Here is a 16,401-nt window from a genome sequence, read left to right as displayed (position 1 = left end):
GCGAGCGGCCCAGCGCAACGGCGACATCGACCCCGACGCGGACCCCGACGACCTCGCCTACCTCCTGCTGACCATCATCCGCGGGACCGATGTCGTAGGCGCCTACGGCCATAGCTCCGACCGCCTGACCTCGATCGCGGAGAGCGCCTTCGCCCTGCTCCCTCGCCCCCGCCACCACTGACAAGGCCACGACCGACCTCATTGCACCGGCATCCGACGCGGCCGACCCACTCCGATCGCCACGGAGGTACGGCCCGCAGGCTTACGCGCCGCCGGGCGGTCGCCCGGGCGGCCGGCCGAAGAGCTGCGCCCGCACCCAGTCGAGTTGCTCCACCGTATACGCGCTGCCGCCGGGCCTGAACTGCGCAGCCAGTCGCCGAACACCTCGCCGCAAGCAGACAGTGGCACTTCGGCCGCCGCTCCGCCCACTCGGACCGCGTGTGCAGGAATGCGCGCCAGTGCTCCGCCTCGGTGCCCTCGTAGAGCCGGGTGCCGTCCCCGCGGATGCGGGCAGCAGTAAGGACTCCCCCTGGGCGTCGACGAGTCGGCGACCGGCCCGATCGTCGCCATCCTGCGCGAGCGTCAGCCCGACGTCCCGCTCCCCACGTGGCGAACGCCCCCGCACCCGGGACCACAACCAGGCACGGACGACCACCCCGCTGACGCGCAGGATCACCCCGACCCACGGCCACCACCGCGCACCCGGCCGCTCATCACCACCCAGGGGTTCCAGTTCGAGCCGCGCCGGCCACAGGTCTGTGAGGTTCACCCCCGACCTGCTGCTGGACATCACACCCGCGTCCGACGTCGAGACCAAGACGACGGGCTGCATGAGGCGCAGGACCACATGGCCCGTCCGAACCGACGGCAACGGGCTTCCCTGCCTTTCGCGAGGGGTCTCGGCGCAGGACACGGTCAAGGCCGACCCCGGCCCGTGAACGCGCCCGCCGTGGTCGCCGGCACCACCGTCCGACGTGCTTGACAACTCAGTACAGAAACGCCTAGGTTTCCGACCGTTCAGTACACAACCGTCTTGGGCTCCCCGGACAGACTGCGTGCACGCCTGGCGCCATCACCGTCCCGACGCTCTACCTCCACGGGGCCGACGACAACTGCTTTTCCGTGGAGGTGAGCGACGGCATGGACGACCTGTTCACCAACGGCTTCGAACGCATCGTCATACCCGGCACAGGGCACTTCCCGCACCTCGAACAGCCCAAGACGGTCGCCGACCACATCGTGGGCTTCCTGAACTGCTGCCCCCGCCAGCCACCCAGAACTCGAAGGGTTGACCGAACCATGACTGACAAGGAAAGGCAGAAGGCCATGGCGGTGACGACTCCTTTCGTGGAAAAGCACCGCGGCACCGAGGCCATGCTGGCCCTTCTCGACGCGATGGACCAGATGCCGAGCGCCATCCTGCTGCGGACCCGCTCCTACGAACTGCTGTCTCTTGTCCCGGGCTCGTCCGTCGTGGACGTCGGCTGCGGTGCCGGGCGGGCCGTCGCCGAGCTGGCCGAGCGTGACGTCCACGCGGTGGGCGTGGATCCCGATCCGTGGATGCTGGCCGAGGCCCGGAAACGGTGGCCGGGGGCCGAGTTCCGGGAAGCGGGGGCGGAGGATCTGCCGTTCGCCGACGGGAGTGTGCGCGGCTACCGTGCCGACAAGGTCTTCCACGCACTTCAGGAGCCGTGGCGCGCGGTGGCGGAAGCGCGGCGCGTCCTCTGCCCGGGCGGCAGGATCGTCCTGGTCGGGCAGGACTGGGACGCCATCATGGTCGACTCTGATGATGCGGCGCTCACCCGCACGATCGTGCACGCCCGAGCCGACCTCCTGGGCACTCCCCGTGCCGCCCGCCAGTACCGCAATCTGCTCCTGGACGGCGGTTTCAACGACGTCACCGTCGAGGTGCACACCAGCGTGTTCACCGATCCCGCGATGCTGTCGCTGCTCACCGGGCTCGCCGAGTCGGCCTGCATGAGCGGTGCCGTCGGCCGTGACCAGGCCGATGAGTGGCTCGCCGAACAGCACCGACGCGCCGAGGCCGACCGCTTCCTCATCGCCATTCCGTTCTTCGTGGCTGCCGCCACCGCCTAGAGAGCAGATGGAGCACGGGCTGCGGGGATCCGCTTGACCGGGGAACGGTGACCATGCCTGCCAGGCGCTCGTGGCCGATGCGGGTTTCCTGGCCTGCTGGGGGTGGCCCCTTCCGTGCGAGACGCCTGGTCATGAGAGTGATGACGGCCCAGACGATCAGGGTCTCAGTACTGGATGAGCCATTCGTAGTCCCGGGCAGGGCGGCGTGCGTGCATCATCCACGCGAGCGACCTCGACGACCCAGCGGCGGGGCAGCACGACGAAGCCAGAGGCGTCCTTGGGGTGGCCGACCGGCTTGACCGTCAGGTCGTCACCGGCCCGGTCGAACGGCCGGTCAGCTCGGCGAGTTCACGGCGAGCCTCCGCCTGATCGTCTGGTACGACGGCGCCGATCCCAATCCGCACGAGCAGTGACGCGACCTGGCGTCCGCGCCGATCGCCGACGACGAGTACCGCGCGGTCACCCCGGCCGACTGGTCACCGTCGCCCCGCCCGCTCCGGGATCTCACCGACCGCCCCTGGGTGACCACCCCGCCCGGCACGGCGTACGACCGTGCCCTCGCGCGCATCTCCGCGCAGAACGCCCACCCCGAACCGCGCCGATGGCGTCACCCTTCGCTGCCACCGAATACGTGACAGAGCCGTTGATTAGACACCCCCCCTGCCCGGATCGACCCACGACCTCACTGCTGCCCGACTCCACGGAATCATCGACGCGCTCACCGAGGCGGGTCTGAAGTTCTGGGCGGACAAGGCGTATCAAGGCGCCGGCGGGCCCGTTCGGGTCCCGTTCCGCGGTCGCCGTCTGAAGTGGCCGTGGCGTGCCGCCAACTACCTCGCGGCCGGACAGATCTACCTGATGCCCAACCCGCTGCTGCGCGAGCCCCTCAAGCCGGAGCACATAAAGCCGCGGCTGCTCGGTCACTGGGGCACTCGCCTGGTCTGAACCTCGTGTACACCCACCTCAACCGGGTCATCAAATGCCGCGGCCTGGACGCGCTGTGCATCTGAGGGCCGGGGCACGGCGGCCCCTCCGTACTGGCCGACTCCTGGCTGGAGGGCACCTACAGCGAGACGTACCCGGACGTCGGCCGGGACGGGGCCGGCATGGAGCGGCTGTTCCGCCAGTTCTCCAGTCCGGAAGCCGGGGGCGACGCCGATCGTCTCCCGTCACGAACGCGGCCGTCGGAAGGGGGACCGAAGCAGGGCCGCTGAGGCCGGTCGGACGGGACGGACGGCCCATGTGCGCCGGGCCGGTGGGAGCGGATGCTGAAGGTGAACGTTTCGCGAAAGGCGGGATGCATCATGTCGGTCACCTACGACAAGCCCGGTCGTGTCGCACTCCACCTGGCCCGCGCCGCGTCCCTCGCACCCTCGCCGCACAACAGCCAGCCCTGGTTCTTCGCCGAGGAGGGCCACAACCAGGGCTTCGAGGTGCATCTGGACGGCGGACGGCGGATGCCGCTGACGGACCCGCTGGGAAGAGAGGCCGTCATCGCCTGCGGGGCGGCACTGTTCAACGTGCGCGTCGCCATACGGCAGCTCGGCTTCCGGCCCGTCGTCGACCTACTGCCGGCCCCCGGGGACTCCAGCCACCTGGCCCACGTCGGCTTCGCGGCCCACCTGCCCAGTGCCCCCGAGGAGGAACTGTTGGCCCGGGCGATGCCGCACCGGCACACGCACCGGGGACGGTTCGGCGCCGAGTCGGTCGCGGACACGCTACTCGCCGAGCTGCACGAGCAGGCCCGGGCCGAGGGCGCCACCCTGCAGATCGTCGACGACCCGGACCAGCTGGCGCTGGTCGCGGAGCTGGTGCGCACCGCGGAGTACGCACACCGTGCCGACTTCGGGCACGTCACCGAACTGGAGCGCCGGGTCGGCCCGTACGGGGTCCCCGTCGAGGCGTGCCGGGAGCACCCGGACGCCACGCTCCTGCCCGGCCGCGACTACCTGTCGCTGGCCCGGAGCCGTCTCCTGTCCGCCCGCAACCGGGGCAGGGGGACCGGCACCGTCGTCGTGCTGTCCACTGCGCACGACCACCGGCAGGACTGGCTGCGGTCGGGGCAGGCGCTGCAACGCGTGCTGCTGTACGCGGCGGCGCACGAGGTGATGGCCGCCTTCCACACACAGCCCCTTGAGCTGCCCGCACTGCGCGCCCGGCTGCGGGCGGAGTTCACCGCCGGACGGTACCCGCAGGTGGTCCTGCGCCTCGGCCGTGTGCCGCAGCCGCGGACATGGCGCACACAGCGGCGTCCGCCCGTGCAGGTGCTCACCCGCGACGACGCCCGGGCCCGGTGGTGACGATGCACCTGACCATGAGCCGACGGCAGGGCCGGACGTGCGGGTGGCGGTTGCGCCGCAACCCGCTCAGACGCCGCAGCTACTTCGTCGAGGCCTGGCTGCGGCTGGCGACCGGGATCCTCGCGATGACGGTCGCGATCGTCACGGGCGTGCTGACCGCCCGAGCGGTGGAAGGCACTCTCGACGGAGTGCGCGGCGAGCGGCACGCCGTGTCGGCGGTGGTCACGACGGACGCACGGACGACCGTCGGGGTCGAGGGCACGGACGCCGACCGGGCATGGGCCCACGTGCGGTGGACAGCGCCGGACGGCACGAACCGCACGGGCGTCGCCCGCGTCGACTCCGCGAGCAGGGCCGGCAGCACCACTCGTGTGTGGCTGGACGCCAAGGGCCGTCTCGTGCCCGAGCCCGCGACGGCCGGTGAGGCGCAGTTGCAAGGCGCGGTGCTGGGCACCGCGGCGGCCCTGGGCGCGGGCACGGCCGTGGTCCTCCTCGGCTGCCTCGCGTGCGCACGCCTGGACCGGCGGCGGCAGGAGCAGTGGGACGTGGAGTGGGCCCTGATCGCCCCGCAGTGGGGCCGGAAGACCGGCTGACCCGAACCCGCCCAGCCCTGCGGCCCGCCTTGCCCCGCGCAGATCGGCGAACTCAGCAGGTGCGGGTCAGGAGATGCGGGTCAGCAGATGCGGGGCAGCTGTTCTCCCAGCGGCATGTCCACGATGCGCCGAGCGCCCACCAGGGTCCGCAGGGTCACCCGTCCTCGCGGGTTGTGTTCCACCACCTCACCGATGCGCACGGCCTGCGCCCCCTCGGGCAGTGACCGCAGGTGCGCCAGGGCCTCCTCGGCGGCGGACGGGGCGACGAAGGCGACCATGCAGCCCTCGTTGGCGACGACCAGCGGATCCAGGCCGAGCAGGTCGCAGGCGGAGGCCACGGCCTTCGGCACCGGGACGACGCCCTCCTCGATCTCGACGGCGACGGACGAGTCCCGGGCGATCTCGTTGAGCGCGGCTGCCAGTCCGCCCCGCGTCGGGTCCCGCAGCACGTGGACGGACTCGCCGAGCGGGGCCAGGGCCCGCACCAGCTTGTGCAGCGGCCGGCTGTCCGAGGCGATGTCGCCCTCGAAGCCGAGTCCCTCTCGGGTACTCAGCACGGTCGTGCCGTGCAGGCCGATCGGCCCCGACAGCAGCACTGCGTCGCCGGGCCGGGCCAGCGCGGCGGACGGATGCAGGCGGCCGTGCCGCTGCCCGATCCCGGTGGTGTTGATGAAGAGCCTGTCGGCGGCGCCACGCCCCACGACCTTGGTGTCACCGGTGATGACGGGCACACCGACGTCCTGCGCGGCCTTGCCCAAAGAGGTCAGGACGCAGCGGAGGTCGGCCAGCGGCAGGCCCTCCTCGACGATCAGGGAGACGGAGAGCGCGTGGGGCCAGGCGCCGCGCATGGCGAGGTCGTTGACCGTGCCGTGCACGGCGAGGGAACCGATGTCCCCGCCGGGGAAGAAGATCGGACTGACGACGAAACTGTCGGTGCTGACCACCAGTTCCCGGTACCCGGGCAGCAGCGCCGCGTCCTCCAGCGGACCCGCCGAGCCTCCGAAGGCAGGCAGGACGAGGTGGTCGAGCAGCTCGGCGGTGAGGCGGCCGCCGGCGCCATGGCCCAGCAGGACGACTGCGTCCTCCTCGTGGGGGGTGGGGCATTGGATGCTCATGGCGTGCTCCTCGCGGGTGTGCGTCCGGCCGCGTGGAAGGCGGCGCAGGTGCCCTCGGACGACACCATGGGCGCGCCGAGGGGATGGCGGGGGGTGCAGCGGGTGCCGTACGCGGCGCAGTCGGTGGGCAGCCGGGCTCCGGTGAGGATGGCGCCCGCGATGCACTCAGGGTCCTCGACGGGACACAGCCCGCCCACGTCGAAGCGGCGGGCCGCGTCGAACTCCCGGTAGCCCTCGGCGAGTTCCAGTCCGCTGTCGGGCAGCGCCCCGATGCCGCGCCAGGCCCGGTCGGTGACCCGGAACACCCTGCGGACCGCGTCCTGCGCATCGGTGTTGCCCGTGCGGCGCACGGCCCGTACGTACTGGTTCTCGACCTCGTACCGGCCGGACTCCAGCTGCCGTACGGCCATCAGGATGCCCTCCAGCAGGTCCAGCGGCTCGAAGCCGGTGACCACGATCGGCACCCGGTGGCGGGCGGCGATCGGCTCGTACTCGGTCCAGCCCATCACCGCGCACACGTGCCCCGCCGCCAGGAACGCCTGCACCTCGCAGTCCGGGTCGTCGAGCAGTGCGGTCATCGCGGGCGGTACCAGGACATGGCTGACGATCATCGAGAAGTTCGTCAGCCTGAGGCGGGCCGCGTGCAGGACGGCCATGGCGTTGGCCGGGGCCGTCGTCTCGAAGCCGACCGCCAGGAAGACCACTTCGCGGTCCGGGTGCGCGGCCGCCAGACGTACGGCGTCCATCGGGGCGTACACCACCCGTACGTCCGCCCCCCGGGCCCGCAGGGACAGCAGGTCGGTGTCCGTACCGGGCACGCGCAGCATGTCGCCGAAGCTGGTCAGGATCACCCCCGGCCGGGCGGCGACGGCCATGGCCCGGTCCAGGGTCTCCAGCGGGGTCACGCAGACCGGGCAGCCGGGGCCGTGGATCATGCGCATCCCGGCGGGCAGCAGTTCGTCGATGCCCTGGCGGACCAGGGTATGGGTCTGACCGCCGCACACTTCCATGATCCGCCAGGGCCGGGTGGCCGTCTGCCGCAGCTCGTCCAGCAGCCGCCGGGCGAGGACGGGATCACGGTACTCGTCGAGGTACTTCATCGCCCCTCCGAGGGCGTCATCGATGCGTGAGATCGAGCCGGATGTCCACGACCCCCTCGACCGCCCGTACCGCCCGGGCCACCACGGGCATGAGCACCCGGTCCGGCAGAGCCCCTTCCAGCGTGACCACGCCCTCGGACACGCTCACCGTCAGCGGGCTGGTGACCGGGAGGTGCCCCAGGACGCTGTGCCTGATCTCCTCAGCGATCTCCTCGTCGTCCCGGAGGAAGACCTTCAGCAGATCACTGCGGCTGACCACGCCCTGCAGCAGGCCGACGCCGTCCACGACGGGCAGCCGCTTGACGTGTCGGCGGGCCATGATCCGGGCCGCTTCCGCGAGCGAGGCGTCGGCGTGCACGGTCACGGCCGGAGTGCTCATCAGCTCGCTCGCGATCACCGCACCGGCCTTGTGCCGCTCGGCCGGATCGCCCTCCTCGGTGTCCCGGAACTCCTCCTTGGCCATCAGATCGGCCTCGGAGACCACCCCTACGACACGGCCCTCGCCCACCAGGACCGGCAGGGCGCTGACCTTCCACTGGTCGAGCAGTTCGGCGATCTCCTTGAAGGACGCCTCACTGCCGACGGCGACGACGGTGTGCGTCATCACATCGCTCACGGTGTACGGAGATTCAGGCATCGCAGCCTCCCGAAGCTTGCCCTGAGGTACGGACGATGGTCAGGTCGAGGAAGTGGGTGGAGCACGAGATGCACGGGTCGTGGTTGCGGATCGCCCGCTCGCACAGGGCCGTCAACTCGGCGTCGTCCGGGTTGCGTTCGCCGATCGCATGCTGGGTCAGCCGACGCAGGTCGTCCTCGATCGCGCCCTGGTTCTGTGCCGTCGGCGGCACCAGCAGGGCACTGGACACGAGACCGTCCGCGTCCAGTTCGTAGCGGTGGTAGAGGAGTCCGCGGGGCGCCTCGGTGGCGCCGTGCCCGACGCCCGCGACCGGGGGCACGTCCGTGTACGGCTGCGGGGGCGGCTCGTAGGCGTCGATGATCCGCAGCGCCTCGGCGACGGCGTACACGCTCTCCACGGCGCGTACCAGGATCGACCGGAACGGGTTGGGGCACACGGCGCCCTCGCGCGGATCGCCGAGCCCGGCCTCCTCGGCCGCCTGCAGCGCCACCGGCGTGAGCCGAGCACCGCTGATCGCGAACCGGGCGAGCGAACCGGTCAGGTGCACACGGCCGTCCAGCCGGGAATGCAGGGCCGTGGAGTGCGGCACGTGGGTCTCGGTGACGTGCTCGGTGAAGTCACGTACGGGGAAGGACGTCCTGGTCCCGTCGGCGCGCAGGACGGTCGGCGTACCATCCTCGATGGCGTACGTGTCCGGGGCGGCCAGCGCCAGCAGGTCGGCCTCGACGTGGGCGTCCGGGAACTCGAATCCGGCCACCCAGCGCACGGTCTCCCAGGCGTCGTCCAGGGCCTGCTTCAACTGCTCGCGCAGGGGCCGCAGTTCCTCGCGCGTCGGCACCCGGTGGAAGCCGCCCAGCCGGACGTTCACCGGGTGGACGGCCCGTCCGCCGATGAGTTCCATCAGCGCGTTGCCGGCCTTCTTCAGCCGCAGCCCCCGCTCCACCTCGGCCCCGTGCGTGCGGGCCAGCTCGATGGCGCTCGTCCGGCCCAGGAAGTCCGGTGCGTGCAGCAGGTAGATGTGCAGGACCTGGCTCTCGATCCACTCGCCGCAGTACAGCAGCCGGCGCAGGTCCCGGATCACCGGGTCGACCGTCACCCCGCACGCGTCCTCGATCGCCGCGCACGCGCTCATCTGGTATGCCACCGGGCAGATCCCGCACACCCGGGCCGTGATGTCCGGCGGCTCCGTGTGCGCACGGCCGCGCAGGAACGCCTCGAAGAACCGCGGCGGCTCGTAGATCTCCAGCTGCGCATCGGTGACCGTGCCGTCGTGCACATGCAGGCGCAGCGCGCCCTCGCCCTCGACCCGGGACAGCGAGCCGACGTGCAGGACACGGGATCCGCGGTGCGTCACGAGTTCAACTCCTTGTCGAAGGCGGCGGTGTTGAAGGTGTGCAGGAAGCGCATGACGGCTTCGTCGTCCATGCCGTCGCGGCGCAGTACGGGGATCAGTGCGGGCAGGTTGACCGATCCGGACGGGCCGAAGCAGCCGAAGCAGCCGCGCCCGTAGGCCGGGCACAGCGCCCCGCACCCCGCGTGGGTGACCGGCCCCAGGCAGGGCGTGCCGTGGGCGACCGTGACGCAGACCGTGCCGCGCCGCTTGCACTCGAAGCACACACTGTGGTTCGGCACGTCCGGCTTGCGCCCGGCCAGGAACGCGGTGATCACCTCGATCAGCTGCCCCCTGTCGATCGGACAGCCGCGCAGCTCGAAGTCGACGTCCACATGGTCGGACACGGGCGTGGAGGTGGCCAGCGTGGAGATGTACTCGGGGTGGGCGTAGACGGTACGCCGGAATTCGTCGACGTCCGCGAAGTTCCGCAGCGCCTGGATGCCGCCGGCGGTCGCGCAGGCCCCGATGGTCACCAGGTGGCGCGAGGCGGCCCGGATCGCGCGGATCCGCTCGGCGTCCTCGGGCGTGGTGACCGAGCCCTCGACCAGGGACAGGTCGTAGGGACCCGGCTCGACCGCGCTGGACGCCTCCAGGAAGTGAGCGATCCGCACCTGGCCCGTCAGCGTCAGGAGTTCGTCCTCGCAGTCCAGCAGGGTGAGCTGGCAGCCGTCGCAGGAGGCCAGCTTGAACACCGCGAGCGTCGGGGACGTCTTGGTGGTCGGCATGTCACAACTCCCTTACCGACAGCAGGGGTCGGGCCTGGTTCCAGTCCACGACCGGACCGGCCTGGCACAACAGCAGCGGACCGAGCTGGCAGTGCCCGCAGTGCCCGGTGGCGCAGCGCATGTTCCGCTCCAGCGAGACGCGGATGTGTGCGAGAGGCACACCGTGGTGTGCCAGGTCGCGGGCGGTGGCGCGGATCATCGGCTCGGGCCCGCAGACGTAGGCCGTCGTGTTGTGCGGATCGAAGTGCGCCCGCCCCAGCAGTTGGGTGACCACGCCCACGTCTCCGCGCCAGTCCGCGTCGGGCTGGTCGACCGTCACTCCGGTGCAGGCCGTGGCCCAGCTCTCCAGGTCCTTGCGGGCGATCAGATCGCCCGGAGTGCGCGCCCCGGCCAGGACGTTGATGCGGCGGTACGCCTCCGGCTCGGCCAGCGCTGCCAGGACCAACGGCCGCAGCGGTGCCAGGCCGATGCCGCCGGCCACCACGAGCACGTCCCGGCCGCGCGCCCGTTCCAGCTCCCAGGTGTTGCCGTACGGGCCGCGGAGGCCGACGACGTCGCCGACCCGTGCCGCGCACAGGCCTTCCGAGACGGCACCCACCGACCGGATCGTGTGCGCGAGCCCGCCCGTGGTCTGCACGGAACTCACCGAGACGGGGATCTCGCCGCGCCCGAAGCAGTGCACCATCGCGAACTGCCCGGGTGCGAAGTCCGGCAGCGCCGCGCCGACCGGTTCGAGTCGCAGCGTGACCGTGTCCGCGGTCTCCGGCCGGCGGGCGACCACACGATGGGGGACCGGTACGGCGGTCATCGGGGGTCCTTCGTCTCGTGGGTGCCGTAGAGGTCGACCAGCCGCGTACGGGCCGCGTGCAGCCGGTGGGCCAGCACCCGGCCGACCCAGTGCTCCAGGGCGCGGCCGAACTCGGCATCGTCCTGGCACATCAGGCGCACGGCGACGGCGTCGAACTCGTGGGCCCGCACCGGTGTCATGGTCCTGGCGCCCAGCTGCCAGACGTACGGTTCGAACAGCCACGACCAGCCGACCAGATCACCGACGCCCAGGGTCTCGATCACGGGCGGTCGATGGCCGGGCACATGCATGTCGAGGGCGACCGTGCCGTCGCGCACGATCCAGAAGCGGTCGGCGCGCTCACCTTCCTCGAAGATCCGGACGTCCTGACGCCAGTCGACCTCACGGGCGGTGCGCAGGAGCCGGTCCCGATGCACGGGCGGCAGCGCGTGCGACATACGCAGGGTGATCGAGGGCGTCATCGCTCCGTCTCCGTCTCCGTCTCCGTCTCCGTCTCCGTCTCCGTCTCCGTCTCGGGCCCGCGCTCGGCGTGCAGCGCGGCGACTTCCTCCGTGATGTCGATGCCGGCCGGGCACCAGGCGATGCAGCGCCCGCAGCCGACGCATCCCGTCGTGTCGAACTGGTCGTGCCAGGTGGAGAGTTTGTGGGTGAGCCACTGCCGGTAACGGCTGCGGGCGGACGAGCGGACCGGCCCGCCGTGCAGATACGAGAAGTCCAGGTCGAAGCAGGAGTCCCAGTGCTGCCAGCGCTCGGCGTGGTCACCGGTCAGGTCGGTGACCTCCTCCGTGGTGGTGCAGAAGCAGGTCGGACAGACCATGGTGCAGTTGCCGCAGGTCAGGCAGCGCTCGGCGACGTCGTTCCACCGCTCGGCGTCCAGGCTCGCGCCCATGAGGTCACGCAGGTCGACCGGGGGCAGCGAGCGGCCCATGCGGTCGCGGGCGCCGTCCACCGAGGCTCGGGCGGTGGCCTCGGTGGCCACGTCGGCGGCGCGGTGCGGCACCTGCTCCAGCAGCCGGGCGCCCTCCTCGCTGCCCGCGCGCACCAGGAACCGGTGCCCGTCCTCGTCCACCACCTCGGTGAGCGCGAGGTCGTACCCCGGGTCGGCGGCGGGGCCGCCGCCGGTGGATACGCAGAAGCAGGTCGCGCCGGGCTCGGTGCACTCGGCGGCGATCAGCAGCGCACCGCGGCGCCGCTTCCCGTAGCCGGTGTCCTCGAACCGGCCGCCGGTCAGCACGCGGTCCTGGATGGCGATAGCCCGGAGGTCGCAGGGGCGGACGCCGAGAAAGGCGTACGCCGGGACGTCCGGCTCGTGCGAGGTGAAGGAGACGTCGCCCTCCGGCGTCCGGTCGGCGCTCCACAGCAGCTCGCGCTGCGGGTGCAGGTACGACTTCCAGGACTGCGGGCCCGCGCTGTGCGCGAAGGCGGCACCGTCCTCCCGGGCGACGAGCCGGTACCGTCCGGCGTCGAGCTCGACACCCCAGCCGTACGGGAGCGCGTCCGCGGAGGTCATCTCCGCCAGCACGATCGCGCCGTCGCGGACGGTCGGCCCGACGACGGTCCTTCCCTGCGCCACCAATGCCGCGACCAGAGCACCCAGGCCGTCCCGGTCGAGCACGACGGGGGCTGCGGTGGCGGTCATGACGGTCCTCCTTGTCCGGGGCGGATCGTGCCTGTCCATCGTCATGGTCCGGCGCGGAGGGCCTGCGGTGGCAGGGGCCGACCGGCCCTGGTGCCGAGCCGACCGGATCCTCCGCGCGCTGAAGGGAGCGCGGGGCAATGACATCGTGCGGTTCCGGTGCAGCGCAGCGCTAAGGAAGCGGTTCGCCCAGCTCGCCCTCGACCGCGCCCGCCATCGCCCTCAGCACGTCGAGGGTGCGGTGCGCCTCCGCCTCGTCGACCTGGGTGATCGCGAAGCCGACGTGCACGATGACGTACGACCCGACCTCCGCCTCCGGCGTGCAGCTGAGACACACCTCTCGCCGTATCCCGCCGAAATCCGCCGTGGCCATGCGCAGGCCGGCCTCGTCGTGGATCTCCAGAACCCGGCCCGGGATACCCAGGCACATATGCACTCACCTCTCCCCGGCCAGCCGCGCTGCGGCGACCGCAGCCTGGCCGTAACTGATGCCGCCGTCCCCGACGGGGACCTGACCGCCGACGAGCACGCGTAGCCCCTGCGCGTGCAGTCGGCGTTTCACCTCGGTCAGCAGGCGCCGGTTGACGAAGCAGCCGCCGCCGAGACAGACCGTGCGCGGCGCGCCCTCGGCCACGGCCCGCGCGACGAGCTCCGCGGTGACGATCGCGAGCGTCAGATGGAAGGCCGCGGCCAGCCGGGCCACCGGCTCACCGTCCAGCCGCCGCTCCAGCAGGTCGGTGATCGTCGGCGTGGGGTCGTACACCCACAGGCCCTGCGCCCGCACCACGCGATCGGCCAGCGGTACTGCGTGCTCGGCGCCTGCCGCCGCTTCGAGCAGGACGGCCGCTTCGCCCTCGTAACCGGCCCGGTCGCACAGTCCCAGCAGCGCGGCGACCGTGTCGAAGAGCCGTCCCGCGCTGGACGCACGCGGGCAGTTCACGCCCTTGGCGACCATGGCGCGCACCGTGGCGAGCTCGGCGGGATCGAGCCGCTCGGTGAAGGGCCCGGTGAGCCACGGACAGGGGCGCGGGGCGCCCAGCGTCTCGCCGCCGAACAGCTGGCCCAGCGCCGTACGGGAGGGATGGCGTACGGCCGCGTCGCCGCCGGGCAGGGGCGCGGTCGCGAACCTGCCCACGCGGCGGTAGCCGCTCAGATCGGCGACGAGGATCTCGCCGCCCCACAGGGTGCCGTCGTCGCCCAGCCCGAGGCCGTCGTAGGCCACGCCGAGGAACGGCCCGTGCACCCCGTGCTCGGCCGCACAGGCGGCGACGTGGGCGTGATGGTGCTGCACCGGGATCCGGCGCAGCGGCTGCGCCCGGGCCCACTGGGTGGAGAGGTAGCGGGGGTGCAGGTCGTGGGCCAGGACTGTCGGCTCGATGCCGGTGAGCCGCTTGAGGTGTTCGTACGAGGCCAGGAACGCGTCGTGGGTCGCGAGGTCGGCCAGGTCCCCGGTGTGCGGGCCGAGGTGGGCCCGGCCGTCGGCGGCCAGCGTGAACGTGTGTTTGAGCTGGGCGCCGGCCCCGGCGACCGGCGTGTCCACGGCGAGTGGCAGCGGGGTGGGGGCGAGCCCCCGGGCCCGGCGGACCGTGATCCGAGTCCGGCCGGCGAACTGCACCACCGAATCGTCGTAGCGGGACCGGATCGGCCGGTCGTGGACGAGGAACCCGTCCGCGATGTCGGCCAGGACGCGGCGGGCCTCGACGTCGTCGACGGCGATGGGCTCGTCGGTGAGGTTGCCGCTGGTGACCACAAGGGGGCGGGCCAGTTCGTCGAGGAGGAGGTGGTGCAGACCCGTGGTGGGCAGGAACAGGCCCACCCGGGTCAGTCCGGGGTGCACCTCGCGGGCGAGCGGGTCGGGGCCGTTGCGGCGGCGCCGGGCGAGCAGCACCACCGGGCGAGCCGGGGACGCCAGGGCACGCTCCTCGGCGGCTCCGATCCGGGCCAGGCGGGCCGCCGTCCCGATGTCGCGGACCATGACGGCGAACGGTTTCGCCGGACGGTGCTTGCGGCGCCGCAGCTCCGCCACGGCCACCGGATCGCCCGCGTCGCACACGAGTTGATAGCCGCCGAGGCCCTTCAGCGCGATGATCCCGCCGCCGTCGACGGCTTTGACCCCCGCCCGCAGCGCCTCCTCGCCGCGCAGCCCCTCCCAAGCCAGTCGAGGTCCGCACGCGGGACAGGCGACGGGCTCGGCGTGGAAGCGCCGGTCGGCCGGATCGGCGTACTCCGCCGCGCAGTCCGCACACAGAGGGAAGCAGCGCATGGTGGTGCGGATCCGGTCGTACGGCAGGTCCTCGATGATCGTGGCGCGTGGGCCGCAGTCCGTGCAGTTGATGAACGGGTAGCGGTGGCGACGGTCGCGCGGATTTCGCAGCTCGGCCAGGCAGGTAGCGCAGATCGCCGCATCGGGAGGGATCTCGCGGGCAGCCGCGTCCGCACCGCCGGGTGCGCTGCGCCGCACCTGGAAACCCCGGCCGTACGCGTGCTGCGGCGGGCCGCCGGTCAGCTGGACGCGGCGCACCCGCGCCAGGGCCGGCGCATCAGTGCGCAGACGGGCTGCGAATTCGTCGATCGCCCGCCGACCCCCGGCGACCTCGCCCTCCACATGCCCGTTGACGTTGGCCACCCAGCCGTCCAGGCCGAGCTCGGCGGCGGTGCGGTACACGAACGGCCGGAAGCCGACGCCCTGGACGATGCCTTCCACATGGAAGCGGAGCACGGTCATGTCCGCCCCCCTGTCGCAGGATCCCGGTGCCGAGCGGCCTCCGACTCGACGGCACGGACGAGGGGTTCGACGGCGGCCGCGACGGCGGGGGAGAGGCCGGTGCCCAGCGCGCTGTCGGCGCCCTCCACGGCGTACACCACGAGGTGGTCAGGCAACACGCCCAGAACCCCGGCCAGTTCTACAGCCTCGCCGAGGCCCAGGCCGTGCGAGCTGGTCGTCGGCGGATGAGCGAGCTGTCCGGCGTCGAGTTCAAGGCGGTGCACACGGCCAGGGGTGCCGGGGTGTGCGTGGGCGGCGTCCACGACCACGGCGAGGCCCGCGCCTTCCCACAGGCCGATCAGTCGGGCAGGGTCCCCGTCGCAGGTGGCGAGCACGGTGCCGGGTGGGAGGGGCCGCTCGGTGGCCCGCTCCCGCAGCCGGTCGAGCACGGCCCAGCCCACGCCGTCGTCGCGCCGGAACTCGTTGCCGACGCCGATGACGGCGATACGTGTCCGCAAGCTCATGCCTCTCACAGTGCGCCTGCACCATCCGGCTCCTAAAGGGGCCGAACGACCCAACCGACGGGCCGATCCTCCCCACCGGGACCATGGCCTGATCCGCCGGAGAGGCCCGGGCTGGGACGGGCGGAGACCAGGACGACCCCGACCACGCCTTCGCGGCCGTCACCCGGCTGCGCATCCCGCTGGAGTACCTCGCCGAACTGTTCACCGCCGGGGACACCGACGTGGTCGCGGGGGTGCTGATGAAGCTCACCGCACTGCGCTCCCACATGCGTTCACGCGCCCTCGACGAGGGCGGGGACGAGGGTGCGCTGAAGGCCGTAGGACTCACCGCCCGGGAGGCGGAGGACCTGCACCGGCTGCTCGCCGTCGCCCAGTACCAGGACCGGTACGTCGTCCCCGCCGCGCACAAGGAGGACGCCGCCGCGCTGAGCGCGCTGGAGAACCGCTGCACACCGCGGAACAGGGCCATCGTCACGAGGGGCACGCGTCGGCCCAGCTTGACGAGGTTTCTGCGCGACGCCGTGGCCGAGCATCCGGGTGCGCGGTACCACCGTGGAGTCCCGGCCCACACCGTCCTCGGGCACCGCTCGGCCGCCGCCGACCTCGTGGTCGTCAGCCCACGGCGCCGCTCGGGCCACTTCGGGTTCGGGCTCCAGCTCGGCCGGGTGAGTCACATCCTGCTGCATCACGCCCAATGCCCGGTGGCGGTCGTTCCACGGTACATGTGAATGTGGTGGACGGGCCGCTTCCGACAGACGTCGAAGGGGGA

General features: G+C 72.2%; 14 protein-coding genes and 4 pseudogenes. 7 read left to right on the top strand and 11 right to left on the bottom strand.

What is annotated here, in order from left to right:
• The 6 genes and pseudogenes from AQI94_RS31920 to AQI94_RS31900 all read left to right on the top strand — a co-directional run.
• Positions 1-181: pseudogene (locus AQI94_RS31920) on the top strand (TetR/AcrR family transcriptional regulator); the annotation flags it as partial.
• Between the two features lie 1,193 nt (positions 182-1,374).
• Positions 1,375-2,097 (top strand): methyltransferase domain-containing protein, encoded by a 723-nt coding sequence (locus AQI94_RS31910; RefSeq protein ID WP_107064367.1) that lies wholly within the window; start codon positions 1,375-1,377, stop codon positions 2,095-2,097.
• 651 nt (positions 2,098-2,748) lie between these two features.
• Positions 2,749-2,898, top strand: a pseudogene (locus AQI94_RS46290) (IS5/IS1182 family transposase); the annotation flags it as partial.
• A 3-nt stretch (positions 2,899-2,901) separates the two neighbouring features.
• A pseudogene (locus tag AQI94_RS45380) lies at positions 2,902-3,293 on the top strand (phosphoketolase family protein); the annotation flags it as partial.
• A gap of 108 nt (positions 3,294-3,401) precedes the next feature.
• A complete protein-coding gene (locus AQI94_RS31905; RefSeq protein WP_031060800.1) occupies positions 3,402-4,397 on the top strand; it encodes an Acg family FMN-binding oxidoreductase in 996 nt (331 codons plus the stop codon).
• A gap of 14 nt (positions 4,398-4,411) precedes the next feature.
• Positions 4,412-4,990, top strand: coding sequence for an Rv1733c family protein (locus tag AQI94_RS31900; RefSeq protein ID WP_031060797.1), 579 nt, complete (start codon positions 4,412-4,414; stop codon positions 4,988-4,990).
• Between the two features lie 80 nt (positions 4,991-5,070).
• Here AQI94_RS31900 and hypE read toward each other — a convergent pair whose 3' ends face one another.
• From hypE to AQI94_RS31845, 11 genes are all read right to left on the bottom strand, one after another.
• Positions 5,071-6,105, bottom strand: a complete 1,035-nt coding sequence (hypE, locus tag AQI94_RS31895; RefSeq protein ID WP_031060795.1) for a hydrogenase expression/formation protein HypE — start codon at positions 6,103-6,105, stop codon at positions 5,071-5,073.
• Positions 6,102-7,205 (bottom strand): hydrogenase formation protein HypD, encoded by a 1,104-nt coding sequence (gene hypD / locus AQI94_RS31890; protein ID WP_031060792.1) that lies wholly within the window; start codon positions 7,203-7,205, stop codon positions 6,102-6,104. The genes hypE and hypD overlap by 4 nt, the downstream gene beginning before the upstream one ends.
• A 16-nt stretch (positions 7,206-7,221) precedes the next feature.
• Positions 7,222-7,842 (bottom strand): CBS domain-containing protein, encoded by a 621-nt coding sequence (locus tag AQI94_RS31885; protein ID WP_031060790.1) that lies wholly within the window; start codon positions 7,840-7,842, stop codon positions 7,222-7,224.
• On the bottom strand, positions 7,835-9,196 hold the full coding sequence (locus AQI94_RS31880) for a Ni/Fe hydrogenase subunit alpha (RefSeq protein ID WP_031060787.1): 1,362 nt from the start codon (positions 9,194-9,196) through the stop codon (positions 7,835-7,837). Before AQI94_RS31880 ends, AQI94_RS31885 begins: the two co-directional genes overlap by 8 nt.
• Complete coding sequence (locus tag AQI94_RS31875) at positions 9,193-9,960, bottom strand: NADH-quinone oxidoreductase subunit B family protein (RefSeq protein ID WP_031060783.1); 768 nt, start codon at positions 9,958-9,960, stop codon at positions 9,193-9,195. Before AQI94_RS31875 ends, AQI94_RS31880 begins: the two co-directional genes overlap by 4 nt.
• Before the next feature lies 1 nt (position 9,961).
• Complete coding sequence (locus tag AQI94_RS31870; protein WP_031060780.1) at positions 9,962-10,768, bottom strand: FAD/NAD(P)-binding protein; 807 nt, start codon at positions 10,766-10,768, stop codon at positions 9,962-9,964.
• Positions 10,765-11,229, bottom strand: coding sequence for a Crp/Fnr family transcriptional regulator (locus tag AQI94_RS31865; protein WP_031060778.1), 465 nt, complete (start codon positions 11,227-11,229; stop codon positions 10,765-10,767). Before AQI94_RS31865 ends, AQI94_RS31870 begins: the two co-directional genes overlap by 4 nt.
• Positions 11,226-12,407 carry a 4Fe-4S dicluster domain-containing protein gene (locus AQI94_RS31860; RefSeq protein WP_062230059.1) on the bottom strand — a complete coding sequence of 394 codons (1,182 nt, stop codon included), beginning with the start codon at positions 12,405-12,407 and terminating at the stop codon, positions 11,226-11,228. Before AQI94_RS31860 ends, AQI94_RS31865 begins: the two co-directional genes overlap by 4 nt.
• A gap of 169 nt (positions 12,408-12,576) precedes the next feature.
• Positions 12,577-12,834, bottom strand: a complete 258-nt coding sequence (locus AQI94_RS31855) for a HypC/HybG/HupF family hydrogenase formation chaperone (protein WP_031047740.1) — start codon at positions 12,832-12,834, stop codon at positions 12,577-12,579.
• Between the two features lie 6 nt (positions 12,835-12,840).
• Positions 12,841-15,129, bottom strand: a complete 2,289-nt coding sequence (gene hypF, locus AQI94_RS31850) for a carbamoyltransferase HypF (RefSeq protein WP_031047737.1) — start codon at positions 15,127-15,129, stop codon at positions 12,841-12,843.
• Positions 15,126-15,632, bottom strand: coding sequence for a hydrogenase maturation protease (locus tag AQI94_RS31845; RefSeq protein ID WP_031047735.1), 507 nt, complete (start codon positions 15,630-15,632; stop codon positions 15,126-15,128). Before AQI94_RS31845 ends, hypF begins: the two co-directional genes overlap by 4 nt.
• A gap of 116 nt (positions 15,633-15,748) precedes the next feature.
• On the opposite strand from AQI94_RS31845, the pseudogene AQI94_RS31840 reads away from it, so the two are divergent.
• Positions 15,749-16,360 (top strand): annotated as a pseudogene (locus tag AQI94_RS31840) (universal stress protein); the annotation flags it as partial.
• Positions 16,361-16,401 lie beyond the last annotated feature (41 nt).

The organism is Streptomyces pseudovenezuelae, assembly GCF_001513955.1.
Classification (GTDB): domain Bacteria; phylum Actinomycetota; class Actinomycetes; order Streptomycetales; family Streptomycetaceae; genus Streptomyces; species Streptomyces pseudovenezuelae.
This window is presented reverse-complemented; position numbering and strand designations above follow the sequence as displayed.

Excerpts from the sequence above, each read along its gene's own strand:
- hypE (WP_031060795.1), bottom strand. The coding sequence starts at position 6,105 with ATGAGCATCCAATGCCCCACCCCCCACGAGGAGGACGCAGTCGTCCTG.
- AQI94_RS31875 (WP_031060783.1), bottom strand. The coding sequence starts at position 9,960 with ATGCCGACCACCAAGACGTCCCCGACGCTCGCGGTGTTCAAGCTGGCC.
- AQI94_RS31905 (WP_031060800.1), top strand. The coding sequence starts at position 3,402 with ATGTCGGTCACCTACGACAAGCCCGGTCGTGTCGCACTCCACCTGGCC.
- AQI94_RS31910 (WP_107064367.1), top strand. The coding sequence starts at position 1,375 with ATGCTGGCCCTTCTCGACGCGATGGACCAGATGCCGAGCGCCATCCTG.
- AQI94_RS31885 (WP_031060790.1), bottom strand. The coding sequence starts at position 7,842 with ATGCCTGAATCTCCGTACACCGTGAGCGATGTGATGACGCACACCGTC.
- AQI94_RS31845 (WP_031047735.1), bottom strand. The coding sequence starts at position 15,632 with ATGAGCTTGCGGACACGTATCGCCGTCATCGGCGTCGGCAACGAGTTC.
- AQI94_RS31860 (WP_062230059.1), bottom strand. The coding sequence starts at position 12,407 with ATGACCGCCACCGCAGCCCCCGTCGTGCTCGACCGGGACGGCCTGGGT.
- AQI94_RS31900 (WP_031060797.1), top strand. The coding sequence starts at position 4,412 with ATGAGCCGACGGCAGGGCCGGACGTGCGGGTGGCGGTTGCGCCGCAAC.
- AQI94_RS31870 (WP_031060780.1), bottom strand. The coding sequence starts at position 10,768 with ATGACCGCCGTACCGGTCCCCCATCGTGTGGTCGCCCGCCGGCCGGAG.
- hypD (WP_031060792.1), bottom strand. The coding sequence starts at position 7,205 with ATGAAGTACCTCGACGAGTACCGTGATCCCGTCCTCGCCCGGCGGCTG.
- AQI94_RS31855 (WP_031047740.1), bottom strand. The coding sequence starts at position 12,834 with ATGTGCCTGGGTATCCCGGGCCGGGTTCTGGAGATCCACGACGAGGCC.
- hypF (WP_031047737.1), bottom strand. The coding sequence starts at position 15,129 with ATGACCGTGCTCCGCTTCCATGTGGAAGGCATCGTCCAGGGCGTCGGC.
- AQI94_RS31865 (WP_031060778.1), bottom strand. The coding sequence starts at position 11,229 with ATGACGCCCTCGATCACCCTGCGTATGTCGCACGCGCTGCCGCCCGTG.